The sequence below is a fragment of the Peribacillus sp. B-H-3 genome (assembly GCF_048572925.1).
Classification (GTDB): domain Bacteria; phylum Bacillota; class Bacilli; order Bacillales; family DSM-1321; genus Peribacillus.
In genome coordinates, this window is sequence record NZ_CP183879.1 from 4,221,571 (window position 1) to 4,240,484 (window position 18,914).

16 protein-coding genes are annotated in these 18,914 nt (G+C 42.3%); 5 read left to right on the forward strand and 11 right to left on the reverse strand.

Annotation, left to right across the window (positions count from 1 at the left end):
* Positions 1 to 97: 97 nt before the first annotated feature.
* Entirely contained in the window at positions 98 to 3,457 is a 3,360-nt protein-coding gene (gene dnaE / locus ACN6MY_RS21045) for a DNA polymerase III subunit alpha (RefSeq protein ID WP_419881910.1), read from the reverse strand.
* 167 nt (positions 3,458 to 3,624) lie between these two features.
* On the opposite strand from dnaE, the gene ACN6MY_RS21050 reads away from it, so the two are divergent.
* A complete protein-coding gene (locus tag ACN6MY_RS21050; RefSeq protein WP_371261438.1) occupies positions 3,625 to 3,960 on the forward strand; it encodes a YtrH family sporulation protein in 336 nt (111 codons plus the stop codon).
* Positions 3,957 to 4,457, forward strand: a complete 501-nt coding sequence (gene ytrI / locus ACN6MY_RS21055; protein ID WP_419881911.1) for a sporulation membrane protein YtrI — start codon at positions 3,957 to 3,959, stop codon at positions 4,455 to 4,457. The genes ACN6MY_RS21050 and ytrI overlap by 4 nt, the downstream gene beginning before the upstream one ends.
* Before the next feature lie 270 nt (positions 4,458 to 4,727).
* On the opposite strand, the gene ACN6MY_RS21060 is transcribed toward ytrI, so the two are convergent.
* Positions 4,728 to 5,666 (reverse strand): DHH family phosphoesterase, encoded by a 939-nt coding sequence (locus tag ACN6MY_RS21060; RefSeq protein WP_419881912.1) that lies wholly within the window; start codon positions 5,664 to 5,666, stop codon positions 4,728 to 4,730.
* A gap of 239 nt (positions 5,667 to 5,905) precedes the next feature.
* On the opposite strand from ACN6MY_RS21060, the gene ACN6MY_RS21065 reads away from it, so the two are divergent.
* Entirely contained in the window at positions 5,906 to 6,211 is a 306-nt protein-coding gene (locus ACN6MY_RS21065) for a YtpI family protein (protein ID WP_419881913.1), read from the forward strand.
* Between the two features lie 45 nt (positions 6,212 to 6,256).
* Here the strand turns inward: ACN6MY_RS21065 and ACN6MY_RS21070 are convergent, their stop codons facing one another.
* The 3 genes from ACN6MY_RS21070 to ACN6MY_RS21080 form a co-directional block, all read right to left on the reverse strand.
* Positions 6,257 to 7,576 carry a DRTGG domain-containing protein gene (locus ACN6MY_RS21070; protein WP_419881914.1) on the reverse strand — a complete coding sequence of 440 codons (1,320 nt, stop codon included), beginning with the start codon at positions 7,574 to 7,576 and terminating at the stop codon, positions 6,257 to 6,259.
* Between the two features lie 68 nt (positions 7,577 to 7,644).
* Complete coding sequence (locus ACN6MY_RS21075; protein ID WP_419881915.1) at positions 7,645 to 7,881, reverse strand: hypothetical protein; 237 nt, start codon at positions 7,879 to 7,881, stop codon at positions 7,645 to 7,647.
* 181 nt (positions 7,882 to 8,062) lie between these two features.
* Positions 8,063 to 8,746, reverse strand: coding sequence for a metal-dependent hydrolase (locus ACN6MY_RS21080; protein ID WP_419881916.1), 684 nt, complete (start codon positions 8,744 to 8,746; stop codon positions 8,063 to 8,065).
* 163 nt (positions 8,747 to 8,909) lie between these two features.
* Between ACN6MY_RS21080 and ACN6MY_RS21085 the strand changes: the two genes are divergently transcribed.
* Positions 8,910 to 10,007 carry a M24 family metallopeptidase gene (locus tag ACN6MY_RS21085; RefSeq protein ID WP_419881917.1) on the forward strand — a complete coding sequence of 366 codons (1,098 nt, stop codon included), beginning with the start codon at positions 8,910 to 8,912 and terminating at the stop codon, positions 10,005 to 10,007.
* 83 nt (positions 10,008 to 10,090) lie between these two features.
* On the opposite strand, the gene ACN6MY_RS21090 is transcribed toward ACN6MY_RS21085, so the two are convergent.
* The 6 genes from ACN6MY_RS21090 to ACN6MY_RS21115 form a co-directional block, all read right to left on the reverse strand.
* Positions 10,091 to 11,668 carry an ATP-binding protein gene (locus ACN6MY_RS21090; protein WP_419881918.1) on the reverse strand — a complete coding sequence of 526 codons (1,578 nt, stop codon included), beginning with the start codon at positions 11,666 to 11,668 and terminating at the stop codon, positions 10,091 to 10,093.
* Between the two features lie 192 nt (positions 11,669 to 11,860).
* Complete coding sequence (gene argH, locus ACN6MY_RS21095; RefSeq protein WP_419881919.1) at positions 11,861 to 13,258, reverse strand: argininosuccinate lyase; 1,398 nt, start codon at positions 13,256 to 13,258, stop codon at positions 11,861 to 11,863.
* Positions 13,255 to 14,460: an argininosuccinate synthase gene (locus tag ACN6MY_RS21100; RefSeq protein ID WP_419881920.1), complete on the reverse strand. Its 1,206-nt coding sequence runs from the start codon at positions 14,458 to 14,460 to the stop codon at positions 13,255 to 13,257. The genes argH and ACN6MY_RS21100 overlap by 4 nt, the downstream gene beginning before the upstream one ends.
* Before the next feature lie 354 nt (positions 14,461 to 14,814).
* Positions 14,815 to 15,327 carry a MogA/MoaB family molybdenum cofactor biosynthesis protein gene (locus tag ACN6MY_RS21105; protein ID WP_419881921.1) on the reverse strand — a complete coding sequence of 171 codons (513 nt, stop codon included), beginning with the start codon at positions 15,325 to 15,327 and terminating at the stop codon, positions 14,815 to 14,817.
* A complete protein-coding gene (locus tag ACN6MY_RS21110) occupies positions 15,328 to 16,164 on the reverse strand; it encodes an EcsC family protein (RefSeq protein ID WP_419881922.1) in 837 nt (278 codons plus the stop codon).
* Between the two features lie 119 nt (positions 16,165 to 16,283).
* A complete protein-coding gene (locus ACN6MY_RS21115) occupies positions 16,284 to 17,474 on the reverse strand; it encodes an acetate kinase (protein WP_419881923.1) in 1,191 nt (396 codons plus the stop codon).
* Between the two features lie 657 nt (positions 17,475 to 18,131).
* Between ACN6MY_RS21115 and ACN6MY_RS21120 the strand changes: the two genes are divergently transcribed.
* On the forward strand, positions 18,132 to 18,902 hold the full coding sequence (locus ACN6MY_RS21120) for an alpha/beta hydrolase (protein ID WP_419881924.1): 771 nt from the start codon (positions 18,132 to 18,134) through the stop codon (positions 18,900 to 18,902).
* The last annotated feature ends 12 nt before the right edge of the window (positions 18,903 to 18,914 follow it).

Here is an 18,914-nt window from a genome sequence, read left to right on the forward strand (position 1 = left end):
GATATAATCATAAATATGATGAATGAGTTCCATTTAAAAGTGGTCTGACCACATAAATACATAATACATATTAACATAACTATCTTGCTTGTAACAGCTATTCTTGCTGAAGTATGACGTTTCCCTCTCCGGCAATTGTCTCAAGCCTTGCCAGCAATTCCCTCGACGGCGTGACCCAATCCCTCAGGGAAAGCTGCACATATCTTTCTTCGCTTTCATAATAAAGCATCACTTGTGTTGTTCCGGAATGCTGAAGCAGCGCCTGCTTTATTTTCTGCAGAATCGGGTTTGTCTGTTTGTCCTGCTCAATTTTTATAAACAGCCTTGTTTTATCTTCTTCCATCATGCGGTAAAGTTTTTCAAGCATATAAGCATCATGGATGATCAGCTGCTTTTTGCCGTCCCGTTCCTCCATGGTTCCCTGGATCATCAGGATTTCGCCATTGCTTAAGACAGAGGAATGCTTTGAATAAACATTAGGGAATGCAACAGCCTCTAAATCGCCATTTTCATCACTGACAGACAGAAATGCCATCACTTCACCTTTTTTTGTACGAATGGTCTTTACTGAGGTGATATAAACCCCAAGGAAAATTTTCGGTTCTTTTGAAATGATGGCCTCATCTATGGATACGGCTCCAAAGTGGCTGAATACATTTCTGTACCCTGAAACAGGATGGTTCGACAAATAAAAACCAAGTGCGTTTTTTTCATAATAAAGTTTATCTTCAAGTCTGATAGGATCCACTTCAATATACTTTGGCTTCAGTGAAAATTCACTGCTTTCAAAGAAATCAAATTGGCTGTCGTCAGGATTAACCAGCTCCGAATGGCTTAGGGCAACATCCAGGCTGGCCAGCAGTGTGGCCCTGTCTTTTCCGAATTCATCAAACGCTCCCGAATGGACAAGTGCTTCAAGAATCTTTCTGTTCACAGCCTTTCCTGATACCCGGAGACAAAAATCGAAAAGGTCTTCAAATTTCTTTTGCCTTCTGGCAGAAAATATTTCTTTAAGCACCGCTCCGCCTATTCCTTTGATTGGACCAAGGCTGAAGAGAATAGATTCCTTATCAGCCTGGAAAGGGAAGCCGCTGCTATTTATAGAAGGAGGAAGCACCTGGATTCCCATCTTTTTTGATTCCCGGACGTACTGGCTTATTTTATCTTCATTGCCGATCACAGATGTCATAAGCGCCGCCATGAAATAGGATGGATAATGTGCCTTCAGGTATGCCAGCTGGTAAGCAATCATACTGTATGCAACAGCATGGCTCCGGTTAAATCCATAATTAGAGAACTTGACAATCAGGTCATAAATTTCGGATGCTGCATGTTCCTCATATCCCTGCATAAGTGCCCCTTTTATAAAATGCTGCCTTTCCTGGTCAAGAATGTCTTTCTTTTTCTTGGAAACGGCCCTTCTCAGCAAGTCTGCCTGGCCAAGTGTAAAACCTGCCATTGCAGAAGCAATTTGCATAATCTGTTCCTGATAGACAATGACTCCGTATGTGTCTTTCAATATTTCCTTCAATTCAGGAATAGGATAAGCCTCTTCAGCCATCCCGTGCTTGCGCTGGATAAAGAGAGGGATGTTTTCCATCGGTCCCGGCCGGTACAGTGCATTAACGGCCACGATATCTTCAAAGTCCGTAGGGTTCAGCCTTTTCAGCACATTTCGTATTCCATCCGATTCAAACTGAAAAACCCCTGTTGTCTCTCCTTTGCTTAAAAGCCTGAATGTTTTTTCATCCTTAAGCGGGAGACTGGCAATATCAATTTTCTGGCCGGTATTCTTTTGAACGGCGGATATAATCAGATCTATCAGGGTTAAATTGCGCAAGCCCAGGAAATCCATTTTCAAAAGCCCCAGTTCTTCAAGAAGGTCCATTGGGAATTGAGTAAGATGTATGCCTGCATGTCCTTCCTGTATAGCAATCAAGTCAGTAAGAGGCTGTCCGCTGATTACAACCCCTGCTGCATGTGTCGAGGTATGCCTCGGAAGCCCTTCAAGCTTTGAAGCTGTATCAAAAAGCTTTTTGTTCAGCTCGCTCTGATTCACAAATTCCCGGAGAGCCTTTGATTCCCCTAAGGCATCTTTGAGGGAAATGCCGGTCCTGCCAGGAATCATTTTCGAGATGGCTTCCTGTTCTTTAGGGTTAAGCCCAAATGCCCTTCCTGTATCACGCAAAGCTGCTTTTGCAGCAAGTGTCCCGAAGGTTATAATTTGGGCAACATGGAACTCACCGTACCTTGAGGCGACATAGGAGATTACTTCTTCCCTGCGGTTATCAGGAAAATCGATGTCGATATCCGGCATGGAAACACGTTCAGGATTCAGAAACCGCTCAAATAATAAATGGTGCTCAATCGGATCAACTTCTGTGATCGATAATACGTAGGCAACCATCGATCCTGCAGCCGACCCCCGTCCAGGACCAGTCAGGATGCCCTTTTGTCGGGCAAATTTCATAAAATCCCATACAATCAGAAAATAGTCGCTGAAATTCATTTTTTTAATAATATCCAGCTCATAATGAAGTCTTTCAATATATGAATGCGGTGCTTGAGGCCTTCTTTTTTCCAGCCCCTTTTCACAAATTGTCTTCAGCAATTCATCAGAAGATACACCAGGCTCTGCAGGATATTGAGGAAGAAGGGGGCGATTAAAAGCAATATCAACCTGGCATCTTGCAGCAATCTTCAGAGTATTTTCAAGCACTTCAGGACAATCCTGAAACAGCTCGGCCATTTTCCTGGAATCCTTCAGATAAAATTCATGGGAAGGAAGTCTTTCACGGTCATCCTCTGATAGTTTTGCGCCGTTTTTGATGGCAAGCAGAACCTCCTGGGACATGGCATCTTCTTTCATAAGGTAAAAGGTTGGGTTTGTTGCAATAACATCCAGTCCCTGATCTGCGGCCAGCTGGCCGATCTTCGCCTCCATTTCACTCTTTTCGGCAGGTGATTGGCGCTGAATGGACAGAAAGAAGCGCCGGGGGCCAAATATATCAGCAAACAAATCAGCAGCTTCATAGGCTTTTTCCTTCTGATTTTCTGCTAACAGGTTTTCTATTTTCCCTTCAGCACCCGGTGAAATAGCAATCAGGCCCCTGGAGTATGCTTTTAGCCATTTATGCGGGAGGCCTTTTGGGGACTTGGTTTTAATGGCACTGCTTATTTTTAATAGGTTTTGATAACCATCATTATTTTCTGCAAGTAAAATCATCGGGAACGATTCCTCGGCTTCATCCAATATATCAGCCAGCAGGCCAATAATCGGCTTGATCCCGAGCTTTTTGCATTCTTTATAAAAGTACAGAGACCCGTACATCACATTCCGGTCTGTTAATGCTAGCGCTTTGTATCCCTGTTCCTTCGCAAGCGCTGCAAGTTCCTTGATTCTTACAGTGCTTGTCAGCAAGCTGTATGCACTTTGTATATGAAGAGGTACGAACATGTTTACACCTACCTTCTGCGGCTTCCTTTTAGTTTTATTATAGAGGCATTACATAAAAAAAGAAAATACGTTCTCATTTGGGATTATGCCTGCAAGGGCAATCATATTGTTTGTCCTCTATCCATATACATAATTTATATAGAAATTCTTAATGAGGGATGATGAAAATGAAAGAAGCATTTTTTCCTGCTTTTCTGAACAGTTACTTTATATCCTTCGGTGTTCTTCTTGGAGGCTCTTTAATCGGGGGACTTGCGGCATTTTTCACAGGACAAGCTCCTTTGTCATCCATACACCGCCTGTCGGACTCTTTAAGAATCTGGGCGATCATTGCTGCAATCGGCGGAACCTTTGATACGGTTTATGCTTTTGAAAGGGGCATTTTTAACGGCGCCACAAAAGACATTCTAAAGCAATTCCTGCTTATTTTATCTGCGCTTGGAGGTGCACAGACAGGCGCATTGATCATCAACTGGCTTACTCAGGAACATATTTCATCATGAGAATCCCTCCCTTATACAGGCGTCCGGCATGGCAGCGTTTTTTTGCAGGAGCTGTCATTGGAGGGGTAACCAGCTGGCTGATTTTTTTGTATATGTTTGGTGTACAGCAGGAAAAGCAAATCACTACCCTCAAGGCACAGCAGAAAACGATACACGAATTGAAAATAAAAAATGCCGTCTGGGAGCATGACTTAAACAAATTAAATGATGAAACCGAACAGGGGCTCTCCATCCAGGATGTGAAAGTCACAATAACAAACGGCGAAACATACAGACTTGATAAACTTAGCGTAGCGGAAGCAGAAGATGCACTCATTGAAGATCTAAAATCATTAATAGCAAAAAACGTGGACACCGTCTTCAAAGGAAAAATGCTGCTGAAAAAATCAATAGAAAACAAAATACTGGAAATCAACAAAAAAAGATACGCTCTGGAAGTAAGCGAAATACTTTTCTACAGCAACATGTATATAGAAATCAAACTTAAAAGGCTTTAACAAAAAGTGGAAGCACCTTGGTCATAGGATCAAAGACTAAGAACGCCGCGTCCTGCGGCAACGTCTTTGTGACCCCCGTCCTAGGGGCCTCCGACAAGCATAAGACGCATCAGAATAGAAGGTGCTCTTTGCCTTCAATTCTGATGTGGATTATGACCTCGAGGGGCTAGGCGCTGAAGCCGGATTATAGAAAAAACGGAAGCGCCTTGGTCTCCTGCGGCACCACCGTTGGCTCCCCTCCCCGGAGGCCAACGCTTTTTTATGGAAAATTCAGCCCTGAAGGCTCGCAAGCTCCATATCCTTTAAAACCTCTTCTGCCTCTTCCCAGGAGTAAATGGAAGCTCCAGCCGCAAGGGGATGTCCTCCGCCTCTGTATTTTTTGGCTATGGTATTGATGACTGGCCCTTTAGAGCGCAGGCGGACGCGGATCTCTTTTTCCTCTTCGATAAAGAAGACCCATGTTTTGACTCCTTTTACTGCACCAAGCGAGCTGACAAGCAAGGATGCTTCTGAAGGAACAACATTGAATTGATCCATAATTTCTTTTGTAATCACCATTTTGCCTGTACCGTTTTTAAGGATTTCAAAATTCTGCAGCACATACCCATTCAAGCGAACAATATTTTCACTGACATCATACATCTCATTAAATAATTGAGGGCGCGAAAACTGATAATGAATCAATTCGCCTGCGTATGTAAAGGTTTTTTCCGTTGTGCTTGGATACAAAAATCTTCCGGTGTCACCCACGATTCCCGCAAAAAGCAGGCGTGCTGCCGAATCATTGAGCTTCAGGCCCTGATCCTTGCCGGACAAATAGAATTCATAGATCATTTCACTTGCTGAGCTTGCATTTGTATCAACCCATACCAAATCTCCGTAAGGATCTTCATTTGGATGATGATCTATTTTTATTATTTTGTCTCCAAGCGTGCAGCGTTTGTCACAAATCCGGTCAAAGTTGGCTGTATCGCAAATGATAACAAGCGCATCCTTATAGACTTCATCCGGGATATCATCCAGCCTCATCAAATAATTCAGCGATTCCTCTTCTTTTCCCGCAGTATAAATATTCTTCTCAGGAAATGAAGCCTTAAGAATCTCGGCAAGTCCTCCCTGTGAACCGTATGCATCAGGATCCGGCCGGACATGGCGGTGTAGAATGATGGTTTGATAGCGTTTTATTTCACTCAGTATTTTGTCCTTCATTTCAATTCCCCTTTCAAATGTTCTTCATAATAATCAGGTATGGCAGCCCTTGCTGCTGAAGCGGTATGTCTTACATTCTATTTAAGCAAAAAAAGAATACCATGAAAAGAATGATTGTCATTTATTCCTCATCAGCTATCAGTGAAGCCCCCGCTGTCTGAGTTTTCACTTTATTGTAGCTTTCCCTTTTGCTAGCCGTTACAATGGAAACGTATATTATGGTTTGGGGGATTTAAAATATGCCGATTCTCGTAGTCTCTATAGTCATTTCACTTACTTTCTATTTCTTTTACAAATTTAAATCCGCGAGGACCAGGAAGCCTATGGAGAAAAAATGGATTTCCGGAAAATCTTCTATTGCCCTTGGATTATTTGTTGCCCTTTTTGGAGTGTATCTGAGTGTCGTATATCAGGCACCCCTTGCTTATGTCATAGCCGCCATTTTTGTAATCATTGGCGGAATCAGCATATGGGGCGGATATAAAATGTACGCGTTTTATCTGCCGCATGCAATTAGAGAAGCCGAAAGCTCCCAGAAAGCCTAGAAGAAAAGGATGGCCGCAGGGTTTTCCCTTTGACCATCCCTTCTGCTATGACCGATCCAGCAGCTGGCAGGTAAGCATCGCTTTCCCCACTAGCCTGCCCTCGTTAAACACTTCTACGTCCACCTTACCGAACTTGCGCCCCACTTCAAGAACTCTTGGATGAATTTCAAGCATACTTTCAATCTGGACTGGCTTAATAAAGTAAATTGTCATATTTTCTACAACAAGGTCACCCCGCTTATAGCCCCGGAGGACACGATTCGCTGATTCTGTCACAAGGGTGGCAAACACCCCGTTTGATATCGTCCCCAGATAATTTGTCATCTGCGGAGTAACTTCGCAGCGATACGACTCGTCTCCTTTTGCCCGGCTTCCTGCCATAATCAGCTGGCTTGTTATTGTATCATCGATCGTTTCTCCAGCCTGGGGCTGCCTCTGGCTCATCTGCAGGGCTTTCAGTACATCCTGCCTGCTGATAATCCCTTGAAGGAGATGGCTGTCATTCACAACCGGCAGCAATTCAATGCCTTCCCACACCATCATGTGCGCAGATGATGCCACGCTTGTTTTCGGCCCTACCGTCATCGGGCTTTTTGTCATGACCCTGTCCATTTGAAGATGTGTATCCTGGCCAAGTACATCCTTTGAAGTCACCATTCCCTGCACTTTCATAGAATTATCCACAACAGGAAAACGGCTGTGTGTCGTGCTTTTATTCAAGCTCATCCATGTATCGATCGTATCGTTTGTTTTTAAAAACACCGTTTCGGAAATTGGCGTAAGGATATCCTCGACCAGCAGAATTTCCTTTTTGATCAGCTGATCATATATGGCTCGATTAATCATTGTTGCTACTGTAAAAGTATCATAGCTGCTTGATATGACTGGCATTTCAAGCTCGTCCGCAAGCTTTTTTACACTTTCATCTGTATCGAAGCCGCCTGTAATCAGAACAGCTGCCCCTGCTTTTAGGGCATGTTCATGTGCCTGTGTGCGGTTTCCGACAATAAGGAGGTTTCCCGCATCTGTATATCTCATCATGGCCTCGAGCTTCATGGCGCCAATGACAAATTTATTGAGCGTTTTATGGAGGCCAGCCCTTCCGCCCAATACTTGTCCATCCACAATGTTGACAACCTCGGCAAAGGTGAGCTTTTCAATATTTTCTTTCTTTTTCCGTTCGATCCGGATGGTCCCGACCCGTTCGATAGAACTTACATATCCCTGGTTTTCCGCTTCTTTAATTGCTCTGTAAGCCGTCCCTTCACTTACGCTCAGTGCTTTAGCAATCTGGCGGACTGATATTTTTTCGCCGACAGGGAGCCCGTCGATATGTTTCAAGATTTGTTCATGCTTTGTGGCCAAGCTTTTCACCCTTTTTTAGTAATCCTTTTACTATATTATAAGGTGAAATAACTGCCTATACAACGGACCTACTGATAATAATGGACTCTTTTCTTTCCTGGGCGCTTTTCCTTGCTTATCCGTTTTCGTTTTTTAGGTGTATAGAGCATGCCTGTAAGATTCCCTGCAGCCGCACAAAAGGCAAAAGCCAGCCATGTTCCTGCAAATGCACTTTGTGCCCCTCCCTGTTCAAACGAGAGCCTTGGTGCAGCATAATATAAGAGAACCCCGCAAAGCAGCAGGCATAGCAAAAGCCGCTGTTTCATCCTTCATCCCCCTCTTGTTTAAAAATGCTCCCTAATATTCTATGCGGCTCCATCCTGAAAAAGACACCATCTGAAACGCGAAGGAGATATAGAGTTCTATATAAAGGCATGGATTTGCAAGCGCTCCTTCTCCCAGGAACAAAATAAACCAGGCCCTGTTTCAAGGCCTGGCACTTCGTTTTTATAATTCGATGCTTTCTCCCGGCTCAAGCACCTTTGCGATGCCCGGCTTAAGCATGTCAGCATATTTATGGGGATCCTGCTTAATTGGAGGAAACGTATTGTAATGCATCGGAACAACCTGCTTAGCCTGCAGGAACTCTGCTGCGGCGGCTGCATCTTCAGGACCCATGGTGTAATTGTCCCCGATGGGCAGGAATGCAAGGTCGATTGGGTGCCGCTCTCCAATCAGTTTCATATCAGAGTATAAAGCGGTGTCACCGGCATGATAAACAGTTTTCCCTTCTGCAGTAAACAATACTCCCGCCGGCATGCCCAGATAAATGATTTGCTGATCCTCTGTCATTAAGCCTGTGCCATGGAAAGCAGGAGTCAATTTAACCTTGCCGAAATCAAATTGATAAGCGCCGCCGATGCTCATGCCATGAGTTTTTTCAACTCCCTGCCATCCGATATACGCCGCCAGTTCCGCGACAGCGATGACCAGTGAGTTATTCTTTTTGGCCAATTCAACCGTATCCCCAATATGATCTCCATGTCCATGGGTTAAAATAATAACATCGGGTTTGACGTCTTCGAGTTTAAGGTAAGTCAATTCATTGCCCGTGATAAATGGATCAAATAAAATGGTTTTACCGTTTGTTTCAATTTGGACAATAGAGTGTCCATGAAATGATACCTTCATTTAAAATCCTCCCTTTCATGAGTTAAAATAGTCTATAGTAATCATTAAACAAGTTTTCCGGCAACTATTCAAACAGTAGGCTTCAACATTTTAGATATCTGACAGTTTACAATCATTTTTCTTATTGGTATGGTCAATGTAAAAGAATTACGGAGGTATAAACATGAATAATAGAATTAGTGAAATTCAAAACTGGCTAAACAGCACAGGAACCGATGCTGCACTTATTACCTCACCTGAAAATGTTTTTTACTGCAGCGGTTTTTTAAGCGATCCCCATGAAAGATTGCTTGCACTTGCCGTTTTCCCTAATGCAGAACCTTTCCTGGTTTGCCCGAAAATGGAGGTTGAAGAAGCAAAAAAAGCTGGATGGCAGGGTGAAATTATCGGCTATACAGATATTGAAGATCCATGGGATGAAATTCAGCGTTCACTGAAACGCCGCTCTATTACCGTTAAAAGGGCTGCAATTGAAAAAGAGCATATGAATGTGGAACGCTATGAAAAAATACAAAACGTTTTTTCTGCCCCTGAACTCGTATCGGCTGAGGAAAAGCTTCGCCATCTGCGCATGGTCAAAACAGCTGACGAATTGGATATAATAAGAGAAGCATGCAGGTTAGCTGATTTGGCTGTTGAAACAGGCGTAAATGAAATCAGCGAAGGAAAAACAGAAATGGAAATCCTTGCCGCGATTGAATATGAGCTAAAAAAATCCGGCATCAACAAAATGTCCTTCTCAACGCTTGTACTGACCGGTGCAAATGCAGCAGCACCGCACGGAACACCAGGCTTGAATAAGATCAAGCGGGGAGACCTCGTCTTATTTGATTTAGGTGTGGTTTATAAAGGATATTGTTCTGATATCACAAGAACGGTTGCTTATGGAGATATCAGCGACAAGCAGAGAGATATTTATGAAACGGTCCTGAAGGCACAGGAAGCAGCGGTTGCAGCAAGCAAACCAGGCGTATCCTGCTCTGAAGTCGACCTTACAGCAAGGAATATCATAAGCGAAAGCGGGTACGGAGAATATTTCCCTCACCGGCTTGGACACGGTCTCGGCATCAGCGTCCATGAATACCCTTCGCTGACTGAAACGAACCCGCTCATCCTTCAGCCCGGTATGGTTTATACCATTGAACCAGGAATTTACGTACCTGATGTAGCAGGCGTAAGGATTGAGGATGATGTTCTTGTAACAGAGAATGGCTATGAACTTCTTACAAGATATCCCAAAGCACTGCAGGTCATTAAATAAATCGTACAATAAAAAGGTACATTCCAGCCTGCTGGGATGTACCTTTTTCACATGGTTTTATAAAGTGAATCTTACTCAAGCTGTTACTGCTGTCCATTCATGCTTGATAAATCTGATTCTTCTCTTGGCATTTCATGCTTTTTGCGGGAATTGCCCTGAAATGAGATTTTAAATGAAGTCCCTTTATTTAATTCACTGTGAACCGATATCATTCCTTTATGATTCTGAATGATTTTATAGCTCACCATTAGGCCAAGGCCGTTTCCTCCCGTTTTAGTCGTAAAAAACGGTTCACCCAGCTTTTTCACCTCTTGTTCACTGATTCCAACACCATGATCTTTAATGATAATATGCTTTTCAAATTCATTTTCCGTAATGGCGATTCTCACTTTTCCTCCGCCGGGCATAGATTCTATCGCATTTTTAATAATATTTAAAAATACCTGCTTCAGCTGGTTCTTCTCTCCTGATATCATCATGTCATGTTCAGGGAAATCATGGCACAGCACAACATTTTTAAGGTGGGCCTCTGCCTGGAGAAATTTGATGACACTTCTCAGGATTTCTGTGACATTGCACTCCTGAAAATATATTGTGTGAGGCTTGGCAAACACCATAAATTCACTGACAATAAAATTGATCCGGTCAATTTCATCCAGTATGGTATCTTCAAATACAGGGTCTTTGGCAGATTCAGTAAGCAGCTGGACAAACCCTTTTATAGTAGTGAGGGGGTTGCGGATTTCATGTGCAATTCCTGCTGCCAATTCTCCGACCATCGATAATTTTTCTGTTTTCTGAAGAGTTTCTTCGGTTTTCTTTTTCTCAGTAATATCATATTGAAGGGATATATGCTGATAGGTTTCTCCATTATGGTCCACAAAGGGAACAATCGTAGTATCAAGCCAATAAGTAGTCCCATCCTTGGCTTTGTTCAGGATTTCACCCTTCCAGACCTCCCCGCGCTGAATGGTATCCCATATTTCTGTAAAAAAACCGCACGGATGAAATTGGGAGTTCAGCAGATAGTGGTTTTGGCCGATCAGTTCTTCCTTTGTATAGCCTGAGGCCTCGCAAAATTTGTCATTTACATAAGTAATCAGGTCATTCCGGTCCGTTATGGCAAATATCGTGGCTTCATTCAAGGCATTTTTCAGGTCTGCAAGCTCTCTGAGCGTTATTTTTAAATCTTTATTCGATTCATCCAGGGCAAACCTTGTTGAAGAAAGATTCTCATTATAATGATTAATAATAGTATTCGAAATCAGTTCACATATGGGATCGATGATTTTAATGATCTTAAATAATGTATGAATGGAAATATTGCCTTGATTCAATTCGCCTTCAAGGAAATCCATGATGGCAGTTCGGGACAGATGGACAATACTGATGGATTGGTCAAGCGATGCCATCGACCGGACAGACCTCTGGCCAAGTAAATTAGCACAAGTCACCAGATTATTCTTACCCACTTCATCTCTTGTGCATAGATAGCTGCCAAGAAGGCTGAATAAATTGGTCCGCAGGTTATATTGATAATCAGATTTACTGTAATAAAGGCTATAAGCATTTTCGCCCTTAGGCATATTAAGTGTTTTGGCGGCCAGGACATTGCTTTCCTCTTGAATCTTCCTGCCAAGATACTCTATTTGATCGCACACATTAATCCCTCGCCTTGTCAAAACTTCATTCCTAAGGTCCTTCCTATATCGCTCTTCCAGAACTCAGGATGCTTGTATCATGTTAAGTTTGACAAATACAGCAAAAATCCTTCTTTTTTCCTAAATTGTAATATATATATCTCCTGATTTTTGTACCGCAAGCAATAAAAATCCTGCAAAAAAAAAAACCAATCAAAGATGATTGGGCCCGCTGAATTCATGCACAAGTTTTTTTCCTTTTTCAATAGCCAGCTTAACCTGTTCAAATCCTGTTCCGCCTGCGCTGTTTCGGCGTTTCACTGCTGCGTATGGATTTAAAACATCGTAGATATCTTGTTCAAAAAGGACAGAAGCTTCTTTGTACTGCACAAGAGGCAAATCTGCAAGGAAGCAGCCATTTGATACACAGTACAGCACAAGCTTGCCTACAATTTCGTGGGCTTCCCTGAATGGAAGGCCTTTTGAAGCAAGATAGTCTGCAAGCTCTGTTGCATTTGAAAAGTCGCGCTTTACTTCTTTTTCCATCGTTTCGCTGTTAACCTTCATTGAAGATATCATGCCTTCAAAAATCTGCAAAGAACCCTTAACCGTTTTAACAGTATCAAAAATGCCCTCCTTGTCTTCTTGCATATCTTTGTTATAAGCAAGAGGAAGGCCCTTTAATACAGTGAGAAGACCCATCAGATTCCCGTATACACGTCCGGTCTTTCCTCGGATAAGTTCAGCCATATCAGGGTTTTTCTTTTGCGGCATAATGCTGCTGCCTGTTGAAAAAACATCATCCAGTTCAATGAACTGAAATTCCTGGCTGGACCATAGTATGATTTCTTCACTGAACCTTGATAAATGCATCATCAATGTTGAGCTGCCGCTTAAAATTTCCAGTACAAAGTCCCGGTCACTGACAGCATCGAGACTATTTTCGTATATACGTTCAAATCCCAGAAGTCCCGCACTATATTCCCTGTCAATTGGAAAGGTGGTGCCTGCCAGTGCCCCTGCTCCAAGCGGTGACGTATTGATGCGCTTCATGCTTTCAGAAAACCTTTCTTTATCACGCTCCAGCATCCAAAAATAGGCCATTAAATGATGGGCGAAGGAAATAGGCTGGGCGCGCTGCAGGTGAGTATATCCAGGGATCAGTGTTTCAACATGCTGTTCGGCTTGATTGATAATCGCCTTTTGAAGCAGATTAATTAAATGAAGTATGTCAGCTGTCTGCTTTCTTAAATATAAATGCAAATCAGTCGCTACCTGGTCGTTCCGGCTTCTTGCTGTATGAAGCTTGCCTCCCGCAGGGCCGATTTCTTTAATGAGCATGCTTTCCAGGTTAAGATGGATATCCTCCATTTCGACCTTATAAGAAAGCTGCCCATTTTCCGCTTTGCTTTTTAAAGTCTTCAGGCCAGAAATAATTTCATCTGCCTCGTTTTCTGATAAAATGGCGCATTTTTTCAGCATAGAAACATGTGCCAGGCTGCCCTCAATATCTTCGAGCACGAGCTCCTGGTCAAAGGAGATGGAAGCCCCGAATTCATCTACCCATTCTTCAGCTGACTTTGTGAATCTTCCTCCCCAAAGCTTGTTCACACTGTCACCTTCTTATTATTCACCATGCTGTTCACCTTCGTCGGAAGTCCCCATAATGAAGTGAAACCGACAGCTGCTTCGTGGTCAAAAGCATCATCTGATGTATATGTGGCAAGCTTTTCATTATACAGGGAGTTATCCGATTTCCTGCCTTCTGCAATGGCATGGCCCTTAAACAGCTTCATGCGGACTGTGCCTGTCACAGTTTCCTGGGTTTGTGCAAGAAAAGCACTGAGTGCATTTTGAAGCGGAGAAAACCATAGTCCTTCATAAATCAGCTCTGTTAATTTCTTTTCAATCACTGGCTTAAAATGTGCTACTTCTTTAACAAGCGTCAAATCTTCCAGTTCCTTGTGTGCCGTCATTAATGTCATAGCGCCCGGGCATTCATAAATCTCGCGTGATTTTATTCCTACTAATCTATTTTCCACATGGTCGATCCTTCCGATTCCATGCTTGCCGGCGACCCCGTTTAACTCTAGAATCAGTTCATCAATTTTATACTCTTTATTATTCAACGTAACAGGAACGCCCTTTACAAATCCAATTTCAATGATATCCGGCACATTTGGTGCGTCTTCAAGGCTTGAAGTCAGATCATAGGCTTCTTCAGGAGGAGCTGCCCACGGATCTTCCAATACACCGCACTCACAGCTTCGTCCCCATAAGTTCTGATCAATAGAATACGGGCTTCCAAGGTTAATAGGAATAGGAATTTCATTCTCCTGGGCGTACTTAATTTCTTCTTCTCTTGACCATTTCCATTCGCGTACAGGCGCTATCACCTGTAAATCGGGATTCAGAGCAGCAATGGACACCTCAAAACGCACCTGGTCATTCCCTTTTCCTGTACAGCCATGTGCTACCGCTTGAGCATTTTCCATTTCCGCCACTTCAACAAGCTTCTTTGCAATCAGCGGTCTTGATAAAGCCGAGACCAAAGGATATTTGCCTTCATATAAAGTATGAGCCTGAAGAGCTGCAAGTGCATATTCTTTGGCAAACTCCTCTTTAGCATCAATCACATACGATTTTACAGCACCAACCGCAAGTGCTTTTTCTTTTATAAAATTGAGATCCTTGCCTTCCCCTACATCAAGGCAGCAGGCAATCACATCATATCCTTTTTCCTGAAGCCACTTTATTGCTACAGAGGTGTCTAATCCTCCGGAATATGCAAGAACTGCTTTTTGGTTTTCCATGTAAAATCCGCCCTCTCATTTGAATAAAAATTCAAGTTGTTTTATTTTTATTCATTTTATGTATAGTACTTTATCAGCTTTATTATGAGAATGCAAGAGTTTTTTTCATGTGTTTAAAGGCTTGCCAGATTAATACGCTAAATTTAACAAGGAGAACTAAAATTTCAGTTTCTGCATATATAGGACAATTGACGGTATAATTATAGAAATAAGAAACAGGAACCCCGGTAAGCATATGGCATCCCATTGGATTTTCCCCACCGCCTTCGTGCAGGAACACAATCATCTCAAATAATTCTGCACAAAAAAAAGGAGACAGTTCCGCAGAACCTCTCCTTTTGCTCACTAATTAATCTATAAGTCTTTGTTCATTTCCTTCACAACATGTCCTAATTCAGGAAGGATAAGCTTCTTCATTGCCAGGCTTACTGCACCGCTGGATCCTGGAACGGAGAAGATTGCTTTATCCCTTGCAACGGCTGATATGGCTCTGGAGAGGATAGCGGCCGGGCCAATGTCCTCCTGATAGCTGAGCATCCGGAAAAGTTCTCCAAACCCCGGAATTTCTTTATCCATAATTTCCTGAACGGTTTCAATGGTAACATCGCGTTTCGCAATCCCGGTTCCGCCGTTGGTCAGGATGACATCTGTACCAGGATCATCGCACCCCTTTAAGATGGATGCTTTGATTTCTTCCTGCACATCCTTCACAATTTCATAGCCTGAAATGCTATGTCCATCTGCTGCCAGCAAATCCATCATCAGCTTTCCGCTTTTATCGGTGGTTTCATCTCTTGTATCACTGACTGTTATCACCCTGCAGCGGACAGTTTTCCTGGCATCCTGTTTATGCTCTGCGAGACCCATCTACTCCACTCTCTTTCTCTGGAGATAGCGGTATTGATAATATTTTTGGGCAAATTCGCTTACTCTTCTTGTAAGCTGATAATTTGAGCCTGCTCCAATGGACATTGAAATCAGAGGAATGCCCTGAAATAGCTTTTTGCGGAACAAAGTGATCGCCGTTCCTTTTAGCAGCTGATTCAGCGGCAGCTTCATCCATGCAGGATCGGTTAAATCTTCACTGCCCTGATAAAAATACTCTCCATCTTCTTCAGGCGTTTCCTGCAAAAGCTCCGCCCATGCAGCACCCTGAAGCCGCTTTGGCAAAGTTCCGATACGGAATACCTTTAATGCGGTCATCATTTCAAATGGTGTATTCACTTCATATCCGTATGTCATCGCTACCAGCTGCACAATGCGCAAATTAATGGCAAGCATGGCAGGAAAATCTCCGCCAAGCAGCAAAATGCCGCCGGAACCGCTTGCTCCTCCTTGTGCAAAGGAATACAGCCTGTATTTGGCTATCTGCTGATCAGCTATATAATTCAGCTGGTCAATCGTCAGTTTCTGCAAATCAGGGATGGATGATATGTCCTCGCTGAATACACGGGCTGACCCTAAAATCCTGTCCCTTGCATCCATTTGAATCTGCGAGCTCTGAATCATGGCATGCAGATGGAACAGCCATGTATCAAGCTTTGAAAAAAATTGAGTCTGCTTATCCTGGGGCAAAAGTGAAAATCCCTGTTCCACCCATTTATCATATAAAGACGAAAAATCAGTAGATTCATATAAATTCAGTTTCTCTTCCCATTCGCTGATTTCATTCCATATCTCAATTTCACGATTCGTTAATGGCATAGATTAGCCTCCCGTACAGACAAGTGTTATATATATATCTGTAGTATAACATAAGCTGATATCAACCCTAAAAAAACAGACCAGGAAATTTTGCGCTCAATTAAAAGAATCCGAGTATTTTACAATCCGGTCAGCCTTACTGTGTCTCTTGCGATCATGACTTCTTCATCCGTAGGAATGACCATTACCTTGACAGGGGAATGCGGGTAATTGACAAACGTCTCTTTTCCGCGGGTCCTATTCAAAGAAGGGTCCCAGTATACACCCATAAATTCAAGTCCTTTCAAAACCCTTGCCCTGATGGTTTCACTGTTTTCGCCAATACCTGCCGTAAAAATAATGGCATCCACTCCGCTCATTCTTGCAGCATATGATCCCAGATATTTATGAATGCGGCTCGCAAAAACCTCAAGTGCTAACTCGGCACGCTCATTTCCCTTATCCGCTTCTAATTCAATATCCCTCAAATCACTTGAAAATCCTGAAACAGCGAGCATTCCGCTTTTCTTATTCAAAACTTCCAATACTTCATCAGCTGTTTTTCCTGTCTTCTCCATGATATATGGAATCAGTGCCGGATCAATATTGCCTGAGCGTGTTCCCATGGTGACACCCGCCAGAGGAGTAAATCCCATCGACGTATCAATGGATTTTCCTCCTTCAATGGCTGCAATGCTTGCCCCGTTTCCCAGATGGCAGGATATCAGGCGCAGCTGCTCAAGCGGCCTCCCGAGCATAGCTGATGCACGTTCAGAAACATATTTATGGGAGGTTCCATGAAAACCGTATTTCCTGATGCCATAGTCTTTGTAATATTCATACGGCAAGCTATATAAAAATGAATTTTCCGGCATAGTCTGATGAAAGGCTGTATCAAAAACCGCTACAGCAGGCACATCAGGCAAAACCTGTTTAAATGCTCTGATTCCGGTAAGGTTTGCCGGATTATGAAGCGGAGCCAAATCGGATAACGCTTCTATCTGGGAAATAACCTTATCTGTTATGATGGCGGAATCTGTGAATACTTCTCCGCCGTGCACCACCCTGTGGCCAATTCCATCTATTTCGTCATAAGATTTTATGATGTTGTGTTTTATCAATTTTTCTAGCAATATAGCTACGGCTGTTTCATGGTTAGGAATTTCCATGGTTTCCGTCAATTTCTCGCCTTGTGCCGTTATCGTGAAGATCGGTTCCATCAACCCAATTCTCTCTACAATTCCCTTAGTAATTACACCTTCTTTGGGCATATCAAACAACTGAAATTTCAAAGAGGAACTGCCTGCATTTATTGCAATGATTTTAGACATGATTCCCGCTCCTTTTCTATATCCATGTGCATATATAAATCCATGAATACCTTTACAAAAATGGCTTCTTTTGTTTCATTTAAACATTGAATAGACTGCCTATCAATTCAAAATGCATTTTGGCTGCGCTTTCATTCAGAAGTAAATCAATTCAGAATTTTCCCTGCACTGCAGCCATTTATTTCTGGATCAATCCGTTTTATTCTGCTTTACCCCGATATATCCTGCTTGATGCAATTCCCCAGGCATGAAGACAGACAAAAAAGCTGATGCCTTTTTTAATAACGGGTTCTGTTTTCGAATACAAAACATTAAATAACACACTAATCAGCATTCCGATTCGCATACGAATTAGACTGCCTTTCTTTGTTGATATTACGAGGTTTCTAGTCAAATTGAGAGTAAAGGAGCACCGTAATTCGTACCCCTTTTAGTAAGGTGACAGAAGTTTGTGTCACTCTGCGAATTCATATGTTAAAGCGGTTGTCCATTGTTTTACTGGTTTTTATATTTATAATGATGGTTTAGTAGATGTTTTTGTTAAAATTAAGAGGGGTGTTATTCGGCTAAGCAAATGTCAGTTCAACAAAGCTGCAAGAGAGATTAAATCAAAAATAAAATAAAAATATAGAAATGATAATGAAAGGCGGAATACTCGTGTTAGAAATATTTCCTGTATATATAACTCCGTTTGAACAAGAAAGACTGATTAGAGTATATCTACCTAAAAATTACAACAAGGAAAATAAGAGGTACCCCGTATTGTATATGCACGATGGGCAAAATGTTTTTCGTGATAATGATGCAATTGGTGGCAAATCTTTAGAACTCGAAAACTACTTAGATGAGATTGGATTGGAAGTTATTGTTGTCGGTATAGACCATAGTAAAGACCGAAAAAATGAATATTGTCCTTGGGTGAGCGGAGAATACAGCAAGAAAATATTAGGTTATACTAGTTCAGAAGGTGGAAAAGGGACCGAGTACATAGACTTTATCGTAAATGAACTAAAGCCATTCATAGATAATAAATACCTTACATTAAAAGACCATACTGCGATGGCGGGAATTTCACTAGGAGGACTAATTTCCACTTTTGCTGCGTGCCGTTATCCTCACATTTTCACCAAAGTAGCTGCTATTTCTTCTGCCTTTTATCGTAACCAGGAGGAACTAGAGAAGTTATTAAGAAGTTCCAGTTTATCATCGATTGAAGATTTTTACTTGGACTGCGGAACTAAAGAAGCATCAGGTGAAGATTTAATTAGCAAGGAATTTGTAGCTTCAAATAATTCCATTTATGAACATTTAAGAGAGAAAATATCAAATGTAAAGTTTGAAATTATTAACGATGCGGAACATAATTATTTTTTCTTCAGAGAAAGAGTCCCTCAAATATTGTCTTTTTTAGTGTCAGCAAATAGATAATATTCCCTTTAA